The 19,101-nt window shown below is 36.2% G+C and carries 20 protein-coding genes; 7 read left to right on the top strand and 13 right to left on the bottom strand.

The features are described 5' to 3' along the window. The first annotated feature begins 1 nt into the window (after position 1). The 5 genes from F7984_RS19535 (at position 2) to F7984_RS09305 (ending at position 5,411) form a co-directional block, all read left to right on the top strand. Entirely contained in the window at positions 2-130 is a 129-nt protein-coding gene (locus F7984_RS19535; protein WP_257469042.1) for a hypothetical protein, read from the top strand. A gap of 9 nt (positions 131-139) precedes the next feature. Beyond that, positions 140-337, top strand: a complete 198-nt coding sequence (locus F7984_RS19035; RefSeq protein ID WP_066103824.1) for a hypothetical protein — start codon at positions 140-142, stop codon at positions 335-337. 380 nt (positions 338-717) lie between these two features. After that, positions 718-1,683, top strand: a complete 966-nt coding sequence (locus F7984_RS09295; RefSeq protein WP_139891938.1) for a hypothetical protein — start codon at positions 718-720, stop codon at positions 1,681-1,683. Next, the gene (locus F7984_RS09300) at positions 1,661-3,619 is read left to right on the top strand and encodes an McrB family protein (protein ID WP_140461459.1); all 1,959 of its coding nucleotides are present in this window, start codon (positions 1,661-1,663) and stop codon (positions 3,617-3,619) included. Before F7984_RS09295 ends, F7984_RS09300 begins: the two co-directional genes overlap by 23 nt. Further along, a complete protein-coding gene (locus F7984_RS09305; RefSeq protein ID WP_180349958.1) occupies positions 3,603-5,411 on the top strand; it encodes a nuclease domain-containing protein in 1,809 nt (602 codons plus the stop codon). The genes F7984_RS09300 and F7984_RS09305 overlap by 17 nt, the downstream gene beginning before the upstream one ends. Positions 5,412-5,634: 223 nt before the next feature. Here the strand turns inward: F7984_RS09305 and F7984_RS09310 are convergent, their stop codons facing one another. From F7984_RS09310 to F7984_RS09320, 3 genes are all read right to left on the bottom strand, one after another. After that, complete coding sequence (locus tag F7984_RS09310) at positions 5,635-5,817, bottom strand: hypothetical protein (RefSeq protein WP_066103818.1); 183 nt, start codon at positions 5,815-5,817, stop codon at positions 5,635-5,637. Positions 5,818-6,176: 359 nt separating this feature from the next. Next, positions 6,177-6,425, bottom strand: coding sequence for a hypothetical protein (locus F7984_RS09315; RefSeq protein ID WP_066103816.1), 249 nt, complete (start codon positions 6,423-6,425; stop codon positions 6,177-6,179). A 116-nt stretch (positions 6,426-6,541) separates the two neighbouring features. Further along, the gene (locus F7984_RS09320) at positions 6,542-6,928 is read right to left on the bottom strand and encodes a hypothetical protein (protein WP_139891935.1); all 387 of its coding nucleotides are present in this window, start codon (positions 6,926-6,928) and stop codon (positions 6,542-6,544) included. A 250-nt stretch (positions 6,929-7,178) separates the two neighbouring features. On the opposite strand from F7984_RS09320, the gene F7984_RS19040 reads away from it, so the two are divergent. Further along, on the top strand, positions 7,179-7,343 hold the full coding sequence (locus tag F7984_RS19040) for a hypothetical protein (protein ID WP_175354257.1): 165 nt from the start codon (positions 7,179-7,181) through the stop codon (positions 7,341-7,343). A 351-nt stretch (positions 7,344-7,694) separates the two neighbouring features. Beyond that, positions 7,695-8,225 carry a hypothetical protein gene (locus tag F7984_RS09325; protein WP_139891934.1) on the top strand — a complete coding sequence of 177 codons (531 nt, stop codon included), beginning with the start codon at positions 7,695-7,697 and terminating at the stop codon, positions 8,223-8,225. A gap of 1,183 nt (positions 8,226-9,408) precedes the next feature. On the opposite strand, the gene F7984_RS09330 is transcribed toward F7984_RS09325, so the two are convergent. The 10 genes from F7984_RS09330 to F7984_RS09375 form a co-directional block, all read right to left on the bottom strand. Then, on the bottom strand, positions 9,409-9,600 hold the full coding sequence (locus tag F7984_RS09330) for a hypothetical protein (protein ID WP_066103809.1): 192 nt from the start codon (positions 9,598-9,600) through the stop codon (positions 9,409-9,411). 35 nt (positions 9,601-9,635) lie between these two features. Beyond that, on the bottom strand, positions 9,636-10,082 hold the full coding sequence (locus tag F7984_RS09335; RefSeq protein WP_066103808.1) for a YaiI/YqxD family protein: 447 nt from the start codon (positions 10,080-10,082) through the stop codon (positions 9,636-9,638). Between the two features lie 318 nt (positions 10,083-10,400). Beyond that, complete coding sequence (locus tag F7984_RS09340) at positions 10,401-10,817, bottom strand: Zn-ribbon domain-containing OB-fold protein (protein ID WP_066103806.1); 417 nt, start codon at positions 10,815-10,817, stop codon at positions 10,401-10,403. A 12-nt stretch (positions 10,818-10,829) separates the two neighbouring features. Further along, positions 10,830-11,990 (bottom strand): thiolase C-terminal domain-containing protein, encoded by a 1,161-nt coding sequence (locus tag F7984_RS09345; protein WP_066103804.1) that lies wholly within the window; start codon positions 11,988-11,990, stop codon positions 10,830-10,832. A 26-nt stretch (positions 11,991-12,016) separates the two neighbouring features. Continuing rightward, positions 12,017-12,436, bottom strand: coding sequence for a MaoC/PaaZ C-terminal domain-containing protein (locus F7984_RS09350; RefSeq protein WP_066103802.1), 420 nt, complete (start codon positions 12,434-12,436; stop codon positions 12,017-12,019). A gap of 20 nt (positions 12,437-12,456) precedes the next feature. Further along, positions 12,457-12,897, bottom strand: coding sequence for a MaoC family dehydratase N-terminal domain-containing protein (locus tag F7984_RS09355; RefSeq protein ID WP_140461460.1), 441 nt, complete (start codon positions 12,895-12,897; stop codon positions 12,457-12,459). 285 nt (positions 12,898-13,182) lie between these two features. After that, complete coding sequence (locus F7984_RS09360) at positions 13,183-14,928, bottom strand: class I adenylate-forming enzyme family protein (protein ID WP_140461461.1); 1,746 nt, start codon at positions 14,926-14,928, stop codon at positions 13,183-13,185. A gap of 71 nt (positions 14,929-14,999) precedes the next feature. Next, positions 15,000-16,469: an aldehyde dehydrogenase family protein gene (locus tag F7984_RS09365; protein ID WP_066103797.1), complete on the bottom strand. Its 1,470-nt coding sequence runs from the start codon at positions 16,467-16,469 to the stop codon at positions 15,000-15,002. A 48-nt stretch (positions 16,470-16,517) separates the two neighbouring features. Beyond that, positions 16,518-17,654, bottom strand: coding sequence for an acyl-CoA dehydrogenase family protein (locus F7984_RS09370; RefSeq protein ID WP_140461462.1), 1,137 nt, complete (start codon positions 17,652-17,654; stop codon positions 16,518-16,520). Between the two features lie 21 nt (positions 17,655-17,675). Continuing rightward, positions 17,676-18,866, bottom strand: coding sequence for an acyl-CoA dehydrogenase family protein (locus F7984_RS09375; RefSeq protein ID WP_140461463.1), 1,191 nt, complete (start codon positions 18,864-18,866; stop codon positions 17,676-17,678). Positions 18,867-19,101 lie beyond the last annotated feature (235 nt).

Below are 19,101 nucleotides of genomic sequence, written 5' to 3' on the forward strand. Positions count from 1 at the left end.
AATGAAGCGAGTATATCAAATTTCTTTAGGCGACCCAATTGGCAACAGTATGATTATAAACGGCAAATGGTACAAAGACGCAAGGGACGCATTGATAGCGCGGATCTCGTTAATTGCTGCTTATGAATAAGTATATGGTGTGAAAATTGCTTGTGATGATTCAGGAGAACTTCATAGAAGGGTAGATAATGAAAACTCTATATGTATCAACGAAGGTCGAGTTACCGGAGCAAGCATCCCTGTAATGAACGAAGCATATGTTCAGGTAGAGTGGCAAGATGTAACAGATGATTTTCCTACATCTGAACCAAAGTTGCCTGAAAAACCAATAACTTAAGAAGAAAAGTTCATTATTGAAAATCTTAATGACTTTTTCATTCAAATAGATAACGGTGAAATCATCATCAACAGCCACAACTGAAACAAGACAGTAATTAAGTTGACTATTGCTCAATATCCAAGTTAAATCTCATTTTAAAAACCTTCATTACTAAGATGATGGTTTTTTTGTTTTTACACTCCTGATAAACTATAACACTTTTGCAAGGCAGCTCGGTGTTCTTCTATATGTCTTTGCAACTACTCTATATATTTATGAAACCACTTTCTCTGAATTTGAAACCTCCGCATAATAAGGTATCTGAATAGTTTGTTAATATCGAATTTATTAAAAATAACTTTTCTAGTATAATTTAAGTAAGCGGCAGAGTTAGGAGGATGGCGATGTATGAGCTTTTTTTAAAGATAATAGATAAGCTTGATAGCAAACAACTAGAAGACATATTCAGAATTAACAAATTGCGCGTTAAGGGCTTTCGTATTAACGGCCCATCAAGCCCTACCAAGACAAAGACAATGAAAAGGATACTTACTGAAGTATCTGAAGAAAAATTGATAACTTTATTAAAAAAAGCCGCTGAGACATATACAAAAGAAAAAAATAGAGATTATTCTTGGGCTTTAACATCTACCATTGATGAAAAAATGTTAACAGAAAAGATCGAGAATACTAGTATCGGAGAAGTTGCTTTCGCGTTGATTTTCGGGGATAAGGTTAGCTTATTAGAAAAGTATCTAGGAGATTCACAAAATGACAACATAGCATTCAAAAAAACAGAAGAGAAGACTAACGAAGAAGAATCACTAGTCAAAAATCTTCGATCCATTATCACCAAACTAGAAGAAGAGAATAAAAGATTACAAGATATAGCGATGAAGAGAAGAAAAGCTGTTTTAACACAAGAACACGAAAACAAAGGTTTAAAAAAAGATTTAAAATTAGCCAAAAAAGAAAACCAAAGATTAGAGAATGTACTTACGAAATTAAGAGAGGAATTGAGGCAGTTCGAGATAGAAAACGAAGAACTAGGCAAACTGAAGCTCTTGTTTTACGGAAATGACTCTTATAGAAAATGTATAGATTCTAAAGTGACGACTTTAGATTTTTTAAATTATGAATATGCGAGTGGAGGCATCGATGAGATAGAGGACTATAAAAATTATCATAAGTTAGTCGTGCTTTCTTTTACCCTAAACAAAAAAGAAGAAGCGAAATTAATTGCTTCAAAAATCTTTAAATACTTTGGAGAAATAGGAAATGCACTGTTTATTGACTCTCTAGAGAATTTTGACCAGTACATTGGAAGAATGGAGGGTTATTATGACCGAAACCAAATGGTTTGAAACAAAATTCCTTGGCAAACTACAGGACACGGACCATTTCTTATTAACGAAAGAGAATTCAATCATACGCTTTCCAATCAAAGTGATTTCTAATCCACCAGAAAATATAACAGATGATATAACTAAGCGAGTAACCAGTTTTTCAGGGGAGTTAGAAAACTTAGGGTTTACCGACGATAAGGACTTAACACCTGAAGAAAGATATAAGGAATTGACCGATTTTTTAAATGTACATTATCTAATGTTCAAAATTAAGGCTAAGTATAAAGAAAATGACCAAACCTTTTATAACGCATACGACTTAGAGGTTGTTAGAAGGGAATCAAACAACGATCATACGTATTTTCCAATCCCTTTTATTCGAACTAATTCAGGTAAAAAAACAGTAGATGTTATCCAAAAGTTAAAGAACAACGAATACGTCCAATCGTACTTTTCACTATCTAAAGAATCCGAGGACTACCCTTCGTTTGTTTTGATAGGTGAGTACAAATCTAGCCTTGTTAAGGAACCATTTTCGGAGCCAAAACTTGATAGGTTATATGCGTTCGGTCCTATTGAAGGGATTGAGTATTCGGAGGAATATCAATTTAAATTTATCACGAATAAAGAGAATACATATTATAGAGAAATCAGTTTAAAGGAACTAGGAGAGTATTACTTATCTAAAGGCAAAGTAATGTTTGTTACAGGCGAAAAGGATAATGAGATTAGAGAATCCTTGATATCAAAAGGACGCAAAGTAAGTCCTCAAAAAGCCAAATCAAAAATCGAGGATATTAATGAACTAGAATTTTTGAAAGTGTTCGAAGAGGTTGCATTGTCAAAAAACCAACTTTATACACCTTTAGATTTGTATAACTTCCATACGGCTATGAAGAACAAAAGCCTTGTGATCTTAGCTGGGTTGAGCGGAACAGGGAAATCACGTATCGTACAGTGCTATCACGAAGCTCTTAATAAATTTGCCAGCAAGGGCAGCGATTATTCAAACGTCAATAAAAGTAAGTTGCTATTCGTTCCTGTAAGACCATTTTGGCAGGACGATACGGATTTATTAGGATACCTAGACAGCTCTCAAGGCATATATAGACCTGGGGAGTCAGGGTTAGTTGATTTCATCATCGAGGCAAACAACAACCCTGATGAATGTTACATCGTTTGTTTAGATGAAATGAACTTAGCAAAGGTGGAGCATTATTTTTCCCAGTTCCTATCCGTATTAGAGAGAGAGCCTGATGATAGACACATTAATTTATATAGCAGTAACTTAAACGGGCGTGTTTATAACCAAAACGTATATCCGTCTGAAATTAAACTTAGTGAAAATCTTTTGTTTGCGGGTACGGTTAACATCGACGAATCTTCATTCCAATTTTCAGATAAGGTGCTTGATAGAGCCAATACGATTTCACTTGGACTATGCCCATACAAAGATGTACGGGAAAAACTTGCAACTGCCCTTAACGAAAAGAAAGAGTCACCTAAAGGGGAAGTTGAGACTGTGGAACCTTTAAGAACCTTCATTAAGCTAAAAAGTATGCAGAAAAACCATAAATACAGTGTATTGACTGCAGAAGAGATTGATATCTTGTGGGAAATCAACCGCTTAATGCAGGAAGCAACAGACCAAATTGGCGTAGGATATAGGATTGTTAACCAAATTGAAGAGTATATAGCGAATATCCCTAACTCTCCGCAATTTCCTAGAAGCAAAGCATTCGATTTGCAACTAACACAAAGGATTTTGCCGAAATTAAGGGGTTCCCAAAAGCAACTCGGAGCGCTGATTGGTAAAATTCAAAACGAAAAATACGAAGAAGGGCATCTTTATAAATTGTTAAACAACAACCGAAGTATTTCTGATTTTGATTCAGCAAAAAGAAAACTAGTCAATTTAGCTAAGGAGCTAGATGAGTATGGGCATACCATTTAACTTGCTCTTTTTTTCGGATAAGAACACTGTAGGAGACTTGGTTATTAGTTTTTCAACTGATTTAGAAGAAGCTTTAAAAAATCTTGAAGAGTATAGTTACTCCTGCACCGAACTGTGCGATTTAAGGGTTAAATTTGAATGCAACCAACCGGACGCTAAGTTATGGATCGAAATAATGGATATGTTGCCCGAAAAGTCATTTAGAGATTCTGAAACCGTGTTTTTTCATCCTTCGCAAGAAATCAGAGGTCTCTACTTAAATTTTGAATCTGATTTCAATACGGATAACCTTAATTTCAGCTGTCTTTTACCTGGTGTGTACAGAATGGTAGTCACTGTTCACGATGAAGAGTATTATGCTTTCTTGAAAGTGACCCCTTCAAGAATCCACGTAGAACAACTAAATTTAATGAGGGGAGAAATCGAAGGAACCTTAGTGGACCTCGCTAAGGAAACAGCAGTTAGAAGAAATTTTGCTGGGTTTGAAAATGATTCAACCAATGAATCTATAACCCGCAAATACGACTTCTTAATTTCAAACTCAGTGGCTTTGATTAACAACATCAATTTAATATTACGAGAGCCTAGATTTAAAATAACCAAAAAATATATGTATAAATCGTTAGGACAGCCAACGCGGAGCGACCTGAAAACGACCCAATTAAAGCAGAGCAGACACACTTCCACCCACAAGGTTCCTAGCTACGATTATATAATTGACTACAATCTTTCGATAAACAGCAATTTAAAGAAGATGTTAGAAGAATTTTTAGACAGCATTTTCTTGGTAGAAAAATATGTGAAGAAGAAAATTGTGTCTTTAAAAAATGACTTGGCATTGCAAAAAAGATATAAATCTCCAACAGATATAATCGATAAAAAATTAGTGATTGAAAAGGAACGATTGGAACAATTTAAGAAGCTAAAAGCCAATGTTATTTTGGCTTTGGATGAAAATTGGTTTGAAAATGTCGATGCACATATGAATAATCAAGAGAAATTAACGCGATTTCCCTATTATCGAACCATATATTCTTTGTATTTGCAATTAAACAAAGGGAGTACGTTTACGATCAACCCTTTCAAACACTACATTTACTATTGGAAAGAAACATCAAAGTTATATGAAATTTGGGGATTTATTAAACTGTTATTAATGCTTAAGAACAACAAATATTTAAATTTCAATGAAATCTCGGGTTGGATATTTGATCATAATGACGATTCGATTTATCCATTCTTAGACCCAAACACGAAAATAACTCTCAGAAATTCTGAGGGCCTCGTATTGAATGTTTGGTACGATTCGTTTATTTCTAAACCACCCGAAAAAGCCGATACATTCGATAACCCACTAATCACTGTGGAAAAGAGCAACAGACCGGACTTTAGGATGGATATTTATGACCAAGGAGTGTTTAAAGGGAGCGTCTTAGCGGATTTCAAATATAGATCTTATGACAAACTGGGCACTCTAGGCGTTTACACTCGTAATCGCGATAATAACCAAGGCTATAAGGTGTATTCTCAACTCGTCAATTATTCAAATGTGAGGTCGTTTTACTACAACACCACCCGTAAAACGAAGTATGCGAATCCAGCCATTAAGAGAGTGTTTGGCATATTTCCACAGAAAGAGAACAAATCTAATTTTTTTGAATCTGATGACGCAACCACAATCATCAGATGTTCTCTTTCACCAGGAGTAGAATTCAAGGATATCGAAAATGAATTTTTGGACATTATTGAAGAAGCTACAGGACGCGAATTGGAGAGAGGAAAGGGAATATAATCACGAAGTATACTATTAAAAAACCACATCTCAGATGGTGTGGTTTTATTCTTTTACTTTTATAAATTAACGCATTTTTGTAAAGCTGCTCGGTGTTCTTCCATATGTCTTTGCAACTTCTCCAATTCCCCTTGGTGCTGCCCCAATTCAACCTCGTGATAGAGTTTTTCTATTCTTGATACATCTTTGGGTAAATTTTAAATCGTTGATGACTTAATGACCCCTACATTGTTTTGGATATCGGGAAACGCACACCCTCACAAACAAAAGCGTGCTCTGTTTCTTCCAGGACTTTATGTATTGTTGTTTTTAATGAACAAATGGTGATTGTTACTTTAACAATTTCTTTGACCCCGTTTAATTGTTCTCTCTTGTATTGAATTAATGTGTGTACGGTTCCCCTCATAGAAATTCCACTTCATTCCTTTAATTTTCATCAGTATACTGCCTCTTCTGGAACTTCCTGATGATTAATCAAAAAACGATACTTAATAAATCGTTTGTAGATTAATTAAAGTAAGAAAGACAAACCTAGCTTCTATTGCGATATAACTAAAATACTGCGAAATTTACTCATAGCTTAAACATTTATCACATGTAAAACCTTTATTTGAACGAATTGAACTAGTTAAAATCGAGGAAGAATTGGAGCGGCTGCAACAGCAAATTTTATCATAAACAAAAAGGGCATAGCGGATTTTCTATGCCCTTATCATATGAATACATCTATGATCTATAACGGATTGTCTTAGTAATAATTATGTTTTATCCTATCTGCTTTTTTTGTTTCGCAGTAATGAACATAATCTCCAATAAAGCAAGGGAGATACCGCGTCTATCCTCAACTGTATAATGCATGGATATATCATGCTGTAATGGGCTATTTTGCACAGTACGTAGAAACTCCTGGCCTCTTGATCCAAAATTATTCTGTAACTCTTCATAGAGCTGATCACGCAATAAATCCAGTTGGATAATCATTTCAGCCAGTTGCCTTTCATTCTCTATTCTCATACTGTATCATCCTTCCACCTTATTAACATAGTTTATTATAAGTGTAGAGGATTCATATAGATCTGTCTTTAATCTTGTTAACCTTTCTAACGCACATTTTTCTTAATATCTGACCGTTATACTTCTTTCACTGAAATAGCCTTGGAGTAAGTGATTAGCTTGCAGCTTTCAAAATCCTCTTCCTTAAGGAAGCCAAGCTTAATAGCAGCATTCATCTTTTCTTCATCTGGGATTTTCACTGTTTTAATTAATTCATTCATATTTAGTTCTTCTAATTTATATACAGTTGGTACAGTACTGTATTTTTCATATTTGCGTATCTGCCTTTGAAGCTTTATACCATTGTCGATTAATTCACCTTTATTATTTGCACCTACATGATGATCAAAATACGTATGAAAAACCTCTTTCAGTTTTTCCATTTCCATTTCAATCTCTTTTTTCTTCTTGTTGAGCTCATTAAATCTCGTAATCATATCAGCAGTGATAAGAGTATTATTCATATGATCCCTCCAAATTAACCTGTTTACTATAGGTTATTTTGGTAGAGAAGAGAATATGTCCTTTGAATAAGAGAGAACTAAAATAAAAAGCTACATCGAAGATAGATCCGAATACTGCAAATTTTTAACTTATTTAATTATAAGTGATTATGTAAAGAGAAGCGGGAGATTAAAGGACATGCTATAAACAAGCATACATAAAGGGTTACCTGGTAAACCTATATGTACATAATATATAGGAGGTACATATATGAATAAGAAAAATAGTAAAGCAGAAATAGTAGGAAAAGAAAAGGAAGAAGTGAATTCAATAGACCCCACGTTACAGGATTCCTCATTTGATATTGAATTAGAATATGAAGTACCACCAGAACAGCCTTATGAAAAGAATCGGATTAATACAGAGCATTTGTGAATGGCCGTCTTTTATTGTTAAGAGACATAGAAAGAGATCACCGGGTTCGGTGAACGGGTAGAAAAAAATAAATAACGGATTAATTAGGGAAACTTCATCTATCATTAATGTTTTATTGAATTTACACATCAACATCAAAAATACGCATACAACTTAACAACACCCCATAGATTTTTACGGTGTTGTTAAAACACGTGCCGATACCTTTCTGCATAAAGCAGTTCCTCTTACACTGATTTGATGCTTGATCAAACCTGGCAGAAAACAGGAAACACCCATATTAAAATGGTAAATAAATACATTTAAAGATATAATCAGATATAGGAAGTTTGCCAAAAGGGAGAGGTTTATGTGAAAAAACGACTGAGTGATGTTTTTGCAACTGTTTTATTTACTTTACTTCTATTAATGTTAGTGGGTTGTACCGAAGAAAAGGAAGCGAAAACACAAGATGAAAATATTCAGACCGTTGAAGCTGTATTACAGAATAGTCTTACAGGTCCAAGTGATGAATTAAAACAAATAGTGGATCAAGAAAGCGAAGAGAAAATTGCAGCTTTACGGCAATATGAAGAAAAGCTATTTAAAGATTATTTTGCAAATGAAACATCATATACGGAATTCGTTAATCGCTACGGTTCAACAGTCATGATAGAACCAATAAAAAATGATTACCAATTGCAAATTAAAAAGATTGACTACGAAAAGGTAGATGAAAAAGATAGCGTGTATGATTTCTCAGTAGAAATACAGCTCCAAAAAGAAGGTTCTGAAAGTTCAAAAGATCAAATCGTGACTGGGCAAGCCAATTTAAATGATGAACATAAAATTGAAGTGATGTTAATCCGTTTAGATGGTTTATATAAATCTATGATGAATTGACCACATGTTATTTGTATTTATAATTTAAGAAAATATAGTTTTATAACACTAGATTAATCTGTCTTTTAAAGTTGTGAATCATACTTTATGGGCAGTTTTTTTATTGTGAAATAGAGAAGATGAATGGGGATTGACACTGCAGATTCCATAAAAACATGAATCTTTTTTTTATCAGCATTGTTATAAACGATACAATTGAATGAAGCGACGAATCCGTACCTGGAATAAGTCTTAACAAAATTATTTTTATCGATCGCTACTAATTTATAGAGTTAATAAATAAATGAGAAGTAAAGTTGCCATAATAACATTATGTAAACTAAAGTAGAAAGCCAGAAGTAAATTTGGCAGCAAGACTATAAAAACCAATCAATTAATTTAACCCTAAATCTACGTACAAGTTAAACATTTATAAGCTTCATAATTCATTTACAAAAGTAAAAATAAAATTCTATAGAGAATCTGTTCAAGATCAAATTATTAAAACAACCAGGGATTATACAGATTAACTTAATGAAAAAATAAAACTATATAATTAAATTAAATAAATGACCGAAATCCATAGTTGAAAATTTTTCTATTTTGTCTCAATTGCTAAAGTAATCTTGATTAATGAGACGCTTGTTTAATTAGTTTTCACAACTTCCTATAATATATATTATGTAAACTAGAAAAAAATACACAATGATTAGAGGTTTCCCCTAGGTATGTGACTAATGACATATACAAATCACCCTTTCTTCTTATTGTCCGTGTGGAGAAAACGATTTATAAGAAAAACAAGATCCAAAGTAGGATCTTGTTTCAGCTAGGAATAAAAAATGTGTAAATCTCTTTTTTATTAACTGAGAATAATACCTTTTCTGATTAAACCTATATCACTCACTCTTACTAAGTGATTAAATATGTTTCAAATAACAACTGTTTCTCCGCTAATTTCATCTTTACAATAAATATATTTCTTCCCAAACTCTTAAATACTTAAAGTTCGATCTTCCACAAACTGGCCCTTAAATGTAAAAATGGGTGCTATCCTTCTTAAGGGAAAGCGCCCGATTGCTGAATAACCTTTTCTATTGAACAGTAACCTTGTATTACCCAGCAACCTACTTTCATATTTTGGTTACTAACTTAATCCACTTATATCTTCAGCATTTTTTAAGTGTAAATAAGATATAAGGATCTACTTTTTGAGCTGATCAAGTGCTTGGTAAGCTGCCTGATACTTTCCTCCATCCGCAACTTCTGAATGGTACAAGGCCTTGATGGCATTGTTTTTTTCAAGACCATGCTCAGCCTTTAACTCTTTAAAGCGTGTATGCAGTTCTTTATTTCCCTTAATTAGTTGTTGCATTTGCGATTTTGAATACTTCAAAATATTTATCTCCTTTTTAAATCTCTGAGTTTAGCCTAATTTTTAACAGAAATAACCTGTTTAAAAAGATTCCTAAATTGCTCCCGGTCTTCAGCTGTAAAAGGCTTTGGTCCTTTTGTTCGCTGTCCACCTTTTCTAGCCATTGCACTTAAATAACGTGTTTGTAATAATTGGTCAATATTTTCATTTGTATATCTAAAACCTTTATGGTGGAGGACGATAATTCCTTTTGCTAAACCTAGTGATGCAAGACCATAATCTTGCGTAACGATAATATCTCCTTTTTCCACTAACTTCACAATTCGAAAATCTGCAGCATCTGCTCCAGAATCAACATAAATGGTTTTCACTCCTGATGGCTGTTCTGCATTAGAAAAATGAGAAAAGCTTGTAACAAGGATAACCTGTATTTCAAAATCGCTTGCTTCAGAAATAATAATATCTTTCACTGGACAAGCATCTGCATCCACATAAATTTTCATCTTTCCCCTCCCATTTAGAAGTTCGACTTACTATTTAACTTAATCTTTTTCAACTATAAAAGGGACTGATGACTTTTGTTTAAAAATAACAAAGAGTTCTTCCTTTTGCTGTTTTTTTATATCCTTATATTATACTTTATAGAATTGTGTTCAAATTGCCAACAAAAGATACCTTAGAACTAAATACTTGATTAGAATGTCACTGTTTAGCTACTAATATATCCCAGATTTAAACAATAATTTTATTATAGTAAGAAACACAAAAACCATAACTCTTTGCTGCCAAAGAATCATGGTTTCAGTCTAACAATTTATTATTTACCTCAATTTCCACTGAGGAAGAGCTCGTTCCTCGTTGATATCCTGCCAAAACATTTGGACGTCCATGCCAATCTTTACTTCGTCAGGATTACAGTTTAAAACATTACCTGTTATTTTAATTTCAGGCAGTCCTTCTAGTTCGACCTGAGCAATAACAGTCGGCAGATCGTCCTGGAAACCAGGCAGAAATGGTCGATAGGAAATGATATAGGAATAAATAGTTCCGTAGACTTCGTTACCGAATGAGTCCCAACTCAGTTTAGGACTGCCGCATTTTGAGCAGGCTGGACCAGGAGGATGTTGATATTTATGACAGGAATCACATTTCTGGATGGAAAGTTCATGTTTATCTGCCGAATCCCAGTAAGGCTTGTTATCCTGGTTTTTTAGTGGAATGGGTTTTTGATAGGCCATTTTATATCCCTCCTAATTTCTAAGAATCATAGCACCGGCTATATCTGGACCCGCCCAACCTGTACAGATTCCGATTTCACAATTCTCAACTTGACGATCAGTTCCTTTGTACTCGTGACGAATTTGCCTAACGATCTCAAGTACATTATTCATTCCATGAGTATAGCCTTCTGAAAGCATTCCCCCTGCTGTATTGGTAGGAAGGCTTCCTCCTATCCTCAAGTTTCCTGCAGCAACGAAATCCCCCACTTCTCCACGTGGAGCAAACCCAAAGGCTTCGAGCTGACGAAGCACAACCCAGCTAAAGCAGTCATATATGGAGGCTACTTGAATATCTGATGGCTGTACACCAGCTGATTTATATAATTGTGGAGCGACATAATCTGATGCTACCTGAGTCAAATCGGACCAATAGTGGGCATGTGGATGACATTCTCTTGCTGAAATTCCCATAATATAAACTGGTTTGGACTTACAATCTTTAGCCCTTTCAGCTGACGTAACAATGATCGCATTCGCTTCATCCAATTCAACACAGCAATCGTGTTTAGTAAATGGATAGCTAATGTATGGCGTTTCCATATATTCCTCCATTGTTAATGGATGTCCGTTTAGGAATGCTTTAGGGTTTCGTTGGGCATGTTCATAAAAATCTACACAAACATGGCCCAGATGTTCACGTGTAATCCCTGTTTCATACATATGCCTTGTAGCAAACATTCCAAACCACTGAGATGGACTTGCGGAACCATACGGAATAATGAAGCTTCCTCCATCAATTGCTTCCTGGATCATGTCAGGATCATATCCTCGTCCGACCTTTTTTCCGGAAGAACCATTCATAGATCTCCAAATTAATACGGTTTTTACTAAGCCTGCTTCTATTAATCCAACTGCATCTGCAATTAACATTTCAGTCGAGCTTCCGCCACCCATGACGTCATTAACATAACTGGGGCGTATCCCCAAATAAGTTGCCAGCTGGTGTGAAGAGCAGGAATCACCAGTACTATAGCTCATAACTCCATCAATTTCTTTAGCTTCAAGCCCAGCATCCTGCAATGCATTCCGTGCAGCTACTAAAGCCATATGGAGTGGTGTGGTTCCTGATTTTCTTGACCGTTCACTCTCTCCAATTCCTACAATGGCATAGCGATTGCTTATATCCCCCACATTAATGCCTCCTTTTCCTGTACAAGTTAACGAAATTTTAAAGTGGCTTTACCAGAACCAACAACTGATCCGGATTCCTTTTCAGCTATTAAATTCAAATCTGCCATTCTCAGGCCATCTTCCTCATAGATTTTTTCTACAGTTGAGGAACATGTTATTAAGTCACCTGGAATTGTCATCGCCCCAAATCGCATCTTAAACTGTTTAATTTCAGCTGTGGTGCCTGCAAGCTCCATAATGTATTGGCCTAAAAAGCCCATAATTAGCATTCCGTGAGCAATCACACCATTCATGCCAATCTTTTGCGCAAACTCATCGTCAGTATGTAGCGGGTTGAAATCGCCGGATGCACCGGCATATTTGACTAATTGAACCTTTGTAATGGGCGGTTTTTTTAAGACAGGAAGCGCTTGTCCCGCTCTTAAATCCTGATATTGTATCTCCATCCATTTGACCCCCTATCTTTTCATAAAGCAGCTCGATAAATGATATTCATACGGCTGATGGCTACCATCTCTCCGCTCTCGTCTTTAAATTCGGTATCAAGGACAAGAAATTGCATTTTACCGCTGTTTCCGTCTTTTTCGTATAAATCCGCTACCTTGCTTTTACAAATGAGTCGATCACCCAGCCGAATTGAACGATAATAGATAAACTCCTGCTCTCCATGAAGCATCCGCTTTTCGTCTAGTTTTAGAGGAAGATGATTTCCTTCACTGCTTAAGGCAATTAAGAAGGTTGGAGGAGCAATAATTCCCTCATAAAATGTGTTTTTAGCGTATGCTTCGTCCGTATATAAAGGATTAGAATCTCCTATAGCATCCGCAAATTGACGAATATGTCGCTTTTCTACCTCAACTGAAAAAGTGCTTCCTTCTAAACCAATTATACTTTTATCAAGCTCCATAGCTTTGCCTCCCATTAATAGGCTTTATGTGTAAAAATGACGATTGTTTATGCAAATTTTAAGATAATATACAAGTAGCATCAATGTAGGTTTCAACATAAATATCCACATAGTCTTGTAATGTTCTACACTACAATAGTAGATAGCGTTACATGGACAAACCACATTGTGCTGTAGTTGAATGATAAAAGTTTATATTTATCTAACAAATTAATAACTACTCTATAGAATGATTCAATCTATAAAGTAGTCTTATAAATCTCCTGAAATAATAAAATGATTTATTTATATTGGGCTATTTATTGTCTTTAATTCTTTCTCACGCAGTATTCGTTTAAGAATTTTACCTGCTGGTGATACAGGAAATACTTCAACAATCTCCAATTCTCGTATTTTTGCATAGTGAACGACTTCCTGATTAACAAAATCGATAAGTTCTTCAACAGTTGCTGTTGCTCCCGGCTTGAGAATAACAAATGCCTTTGGGATTTCTCCCACACCTGCTGAAGGTTTGCCGATTACGGTGGCGTTGCTTACCGCAGGATGCTTAAATAGCGCATCCTCAAGCCTGCTTGGATAGACGTTATAACCTTTATAAATCAACATATCTTTTTTGCGGTCAACGATGGTGATGAATCCATCTTCGTCCAGCATTCCGATATCTCCTGTATGGAGCCAGCCATCTCTAAGCGCTTCATCTGTTTCGATGGGCTTATTATAATATCCCTTCATAATTTGTGGACCTTTTGCACATATTTCACCTGTGGATCCTACAGGTAATGGTTCGTCGCTGCTGCCATCTGCAGGGATGATTTTCACTTCTGTATCAAAAAGTGGATGTCCAACTGTTCCAATCTTTTGCAATCCAGACCACAACATAACAGTATTCGTGATCGTTGCTGTCGCTTCTGTTTGTCCATAGCCTTCTCCAATCTTGGCATTTGGGAATGTTTTTGCTAATAGTTTCATTTCCTCTTGTACTAATGGGGCGGAACCGGATCCGGCATTCTTTACAGATGAAAAATCATAATTATGTATGTCTGGATGACCGAATAAGCCATTCCACATGGATGGAGAACCGCTCACATGTGTCACTTGATATTTTTCGATATATTCAAGAAATGTAATCGGTTTAAAACGATCAATGAGAACGACAGTGTACCCTACTAACATTGGATATGCCATACAAGAATAAACACCGGATATATGAAACAAAGGTGAAGGACTGAGTGAAATGGCTTCCTCTGTCAAACACGGGTATTTAGCTAGGTATTTGTCGATATCTTTCTCGACTCTTACTACTTCAAGTCCATTATTGTCTGTAATTCTTGGCAATAATCCAGCCGTCCAGGCTGTCGTCTGCAGAAAACTGCTAATCAAATTAGAATGTGTAATCATAACACCTTTAGGTCTACCTGTTGTTCCACCCGTATACGCAATATGGACAAGATCATTTTTTGGATCAATACCTGGATCAAATTCCTCATCTACACCTGAAGTAATCAAATCCGCTAAGCTATACCAATCCGCTCCGTAATCCTTTACATCTACTGGATTACTATATGAAAACATTTCCTGGTCTCCGGTCACAATTACCTTCTTTAAATTTAAGTTTGCTTGCAGACTTTGTATATCATCCACTGTTGATTCATGAGTAATAATAATTTCAGTATCCGAATCCTGAAGCTGAAAGCAGACATCATCTTTTGGAAAATAAGGATTAATTGGTGAATATATAGCACCGGATAAAACAATTCCATAATAAGCAACAATATATTGAGGGCACGTTGGTAAATGAACTGAAATGACTGTACCTTTTTCTACGCCAAGCTTCTTCAATGAATAAGCAAACCGAAGGGAATCACGGTAAACCTGTTCATAGCTAATATGCGTATCACGATAAATAAAAGCGGTTCGGTTCCCAAAACGGCTGGCACTTCCTTTTAAAATCGCTCCTACCGGCAAATTGGGATAGTCAATAGTCCTTGGCATATCTGGATCAAAAATTCGTTCATCTGACCAATTAAACATTTTTATCAACTCCAATTGGTATTAGAATAGGTAAGCATAACTTAATAGATGTCTTCTTAGCGGGATATATTTTATCCAATTTCTATTACACATGCTTTTTCCCTGGTGTATTCTATAAACGAATCTGTTCCAAAACCACTGTCTTTAAATCCTCCAAAGGGTAAATCAATGCCAACCTGAGAATACGTATTCACCCATACATTTCCTGCATCTATCTTGCTTATTAATCGTTTTGCACGGGCAAGATCAGTCGTCCAGATTCCTGCTGCCAAACCAAAATCCGTATCATTAGCAATGGCTATAGCTTCTTCTTCGGTTTCAAATGGTATGACCACTGCTACGGGCCCAAAGATTTCTTCCTGGCATACACGATGACGGTGGTTATCCACCTTTATTAATGTTGGCTCTACCCAATATCCGTTTTCTAACTCATGATTTCCATGTAATAAGACATTACCACCAGATTTCCCACCTGCAATAATATCTCCTTCTTTTTCTCCAAGCTCTATATAGGAAATCACTTTCTTATATTGTGATAGATTACCGATTGGGCCCATCGTTGTCTGCATATTTAATGTATTTCCAAGCTTCACGGATTCCATTGCCTGCTTGAATCCTTTTATTACTTCTTCAAAGATGGACTTCTGAATTAATATCCTGGATCCAGCCACACATATTTGTCCTGCATTGCCGGTAAAAATGGAATAAGGCAATAATCTTTCCATTACTTTATCCAGGTTTGCATCCTCAAAAATAATATTTGGAGATTTACCGCCCAATTCAAAGATGAATGGCTTTGGATTATTCGCAGTTGCCCTGGTAATTGCGCTTGCAGTAGCTTTAGAGCCAGTAAGACTGACTTTATTTATTTCCTTATTGCTTACTAAAGCATCACCGATTTCGGTTCCATATCCAGATAAGACATTTATGACACCTGGAGGTAAGATGGATGCCAAAATTTCTCCGTAGCGTAAGGAAGAAACAGACGCATGTTCAGAGGGTTTAATGATAACTGTATTGCCTGCTGCCAAAGCATAGGCGGCTTTTATTGTGAATGTAAATAGAGGGGCATTCCATGGTGTTATCCCTACAACCACTCCTAGAGGTTCACGATACGTATAACCAAACGTTGTAGGCCCCTTTGGGATGGTATCGCCTCTGCTTGCATAATTACAAAGCCCGGCTGCATCATACCAAATTTGTTTTAATGAAGTGATAAGCGTATAGCTTGTGTTGCTTATGACCCATCCATTGTCCTTTGTTTCCAGAGTTGCTAATTCTTCAGCATGATCAGTCAGTCGATCGCCAATTTGCCTTAATAATTCAGCACGTTGTAATGGTGGAAGGGCAGCCCAATCGGGAAATGCATTGCGGGCAGCTTGGATCGTATATTCTACGTCTTCTGTCGTGCTTTTCGGTATCCTAGCCCAAGCAATACCTGTAGAGGGATTCATACTTTCAATAAATTCACCGGTTGAAGATGCAACAGCGTTACCGTTAATAATATTTTTATATTCTTTTAGTTCATTGATTACAGGCATACTTACTCATCCCTTCCTGTTTTTATAAAGATGGTTTAGGCTGAAAATCTACCAATTAAGAGCTGTAGCTGCCTTTTCTCTATATAATCTCGAATTCCCTAGATATGTTTGATAATATTGAGCTCTTTTTAAATACAGATGACAGTCAATTTCCTCTGTTACTCCTATGCCTCCATGAATCTGAATCCCGTGTCCAGCTAAACGAAGATACGCTTCTGTAATAAATGCCCGGGCACTATTAACTGCCACTGCTGCATCTTCTGCTTTTTCATCCAGAGCCCAAACAGCATAGTAACTTAACGATCTTGCCGTCTCCAAATCCAGTTTCATATCTGCAATTCGATGCTTGATCGCTTGAAAACGTCCGATTGGCTGGCCAAATTGAACGCGGATTTTTGCATATTCGGCACACATTTCTACGATTTTATCCATGCCTCCAACCATAATTGAAGTAAGGGCGGCGTTCAGATATAAAAGTCCTTCCTCAATGGCGTCCTCGCCTCTATGTAATTCGCCTAGAATCCGAGAGTTGGAAACGATTACATTTTTGAAGTTGACTTCTGTCAGATGACGAGTTTCATCCATCGCTTGAAGAACCCGATAATCTACACCATCATCATTTCTATCTACAAGGACAAAAGAAATACCTTTTCCATCCGTTTCTGATTCAGAACGAACTAGCACTAGATATGTATCTGCCAGATTGCCTTCAGGAACTAATGTCTTAGACCCGTTAAGAATCATTGAATCTCCGTCAAATTTTGCTGTCATTTGAATATCATTCAGGTTAAAACACTTTCCTGGCTCTAACCATGCAAGTGAAATGGTTCTTGAACCGTCTGCAATTCCTGGTAAGTATTTTTCTTTTTGTTCGGTTGTACCAAACTTTTCAATCATCGGTGCTGCAAATGCGACGGTTTCTAAATATAATCCTGGTAATAATGCACGTCCTAATTCTTCGAGTACTGGAACTTGATCGACTGTAGTTAATTCAGCGCCTCCATATTCTTCTTTCACGGTGATTCCCATACAGCCCAATTGTGCTAGACCCTTCCATGTCTTGGTGAGTAGATTCGTATTATTTTTCGCCATCTCCCGAGCAATCTTTGTTTGCCCTCCGCCATCTAAATATTTTCGGACCGATCCCCGAAACATTTCCTGTTCTTCATTTAAAGAAAAATCCATTTTTATTGCACCTCCGTTTCATTAACGTAAATCCTTAGGCAATCCCAATAATCTTTCACCAATCGTATTTCTCTGTACTTCGCTTGTACCTCCGCCAATCGTAACTCCAAAGGAAGACAAGTAATCTAATTGCCAAAAAGGATTGGCCAGTGCATCTTCTTTCCATAAAACACCTTGATGCCCCTGAATGGATACAGCAAACTCAAACAAATCCTTTGTTAATTCGCTGCTCATTAATTTATCCATCGAGCTTTCTGCACCAGGATAGCCTCTTTTCATAGAGGTAGTAATATTGCGATAATATGTTAAAAGTACACCTCGACAACGAGTATAGAGCTCAACCATTTTTTGTCGTGTAAACGGATCTTTTATGAGCGGCTGGCCATTTTCCTTCAGTTCATTCGTTAGCAACACTAAATCAGAAAATTGCTTCTCCAGAGTGAATATTTGTGCGCCAATTCCAGTTCGTTCATGGAGCATTAAATTAATCATTACCTTCCAGCCTTCATCAATTTCGCCAACAATTTCTTCATCATAGGCAACAGCGTCATTGAAATAGACCTCATTAAAATCATGCTTTCCATTCATTTGAATAATGGGACGTACTTCAACACCTGGTTGTTTCATATCTACTAGAAATACCGTGATTCCTTTATGCTTCTTTTCTAAATTGGAGGTTCTCGCAAGTAGAAAACAACGGTCTGCCAAATGCCCATAACTCGTCCAAACTTTTTGTCCATTGATAATCCATTTGTCGCCCTGTTTTACAGCACTCGTTTTCAATGCAGATAAATCAGACCCGGCATTTGGTTCAGAATAACCCTGACACCATACTTCTTCAGCATTAAGTATTTTGGGGATAAATTTCTCTCTTTGCTCTTCCGTTCCAATATCCATTAATGTCGGCCCAACCATATGGATTCCAATATAATTAATAAGATGTGGAGCTCCTGCTCTAACCATTTCCTGATGATAGATGATCTCTTCAATAACCGAGGCACTTTGACCGCCATATTTTTCTGGCCAAGCGATGGCAACCCATCCGCCATCATTCATTTTCTTCTGCCAGTCCCTCAAAAATTGAGCTTGTTCTTCTTCGTTTTCTGGCAAATCTCGTTTACCTTCGATCCAACCCTCAGGTAGATTTTCCTCTAACCATATCCTTAATGTTCGACGGTATTCTTCCTCTTTTTTTGTAAAAGAAAAATCCATTTCATTATCCTCCTTCGGCAATCATCAAGCTCCTCACAAACATAACAACTATAATTTGTATTTTAGTAATACAGATTTTTGAATACAATGTAGGTTTTTACATAATTTCTTTGTAATGAATTGAAGATTATATACTAGTTTTTGCTGGAGAAGGAGGTAATGTGGAAGAAAGTTATATAAACAAAGAGAAGGCATTGCCTTCTCGTAAATGAATATATGAGGTTTTTATTTTAAA

Source organism: Pradoshia sp. D12 (assembly GCF_008935075.1).
Taxonomy (GTDB): Bacteria; Bacillota; Bacilli; order Bacillales; family Pradoshiaceae; genus Pradoshia.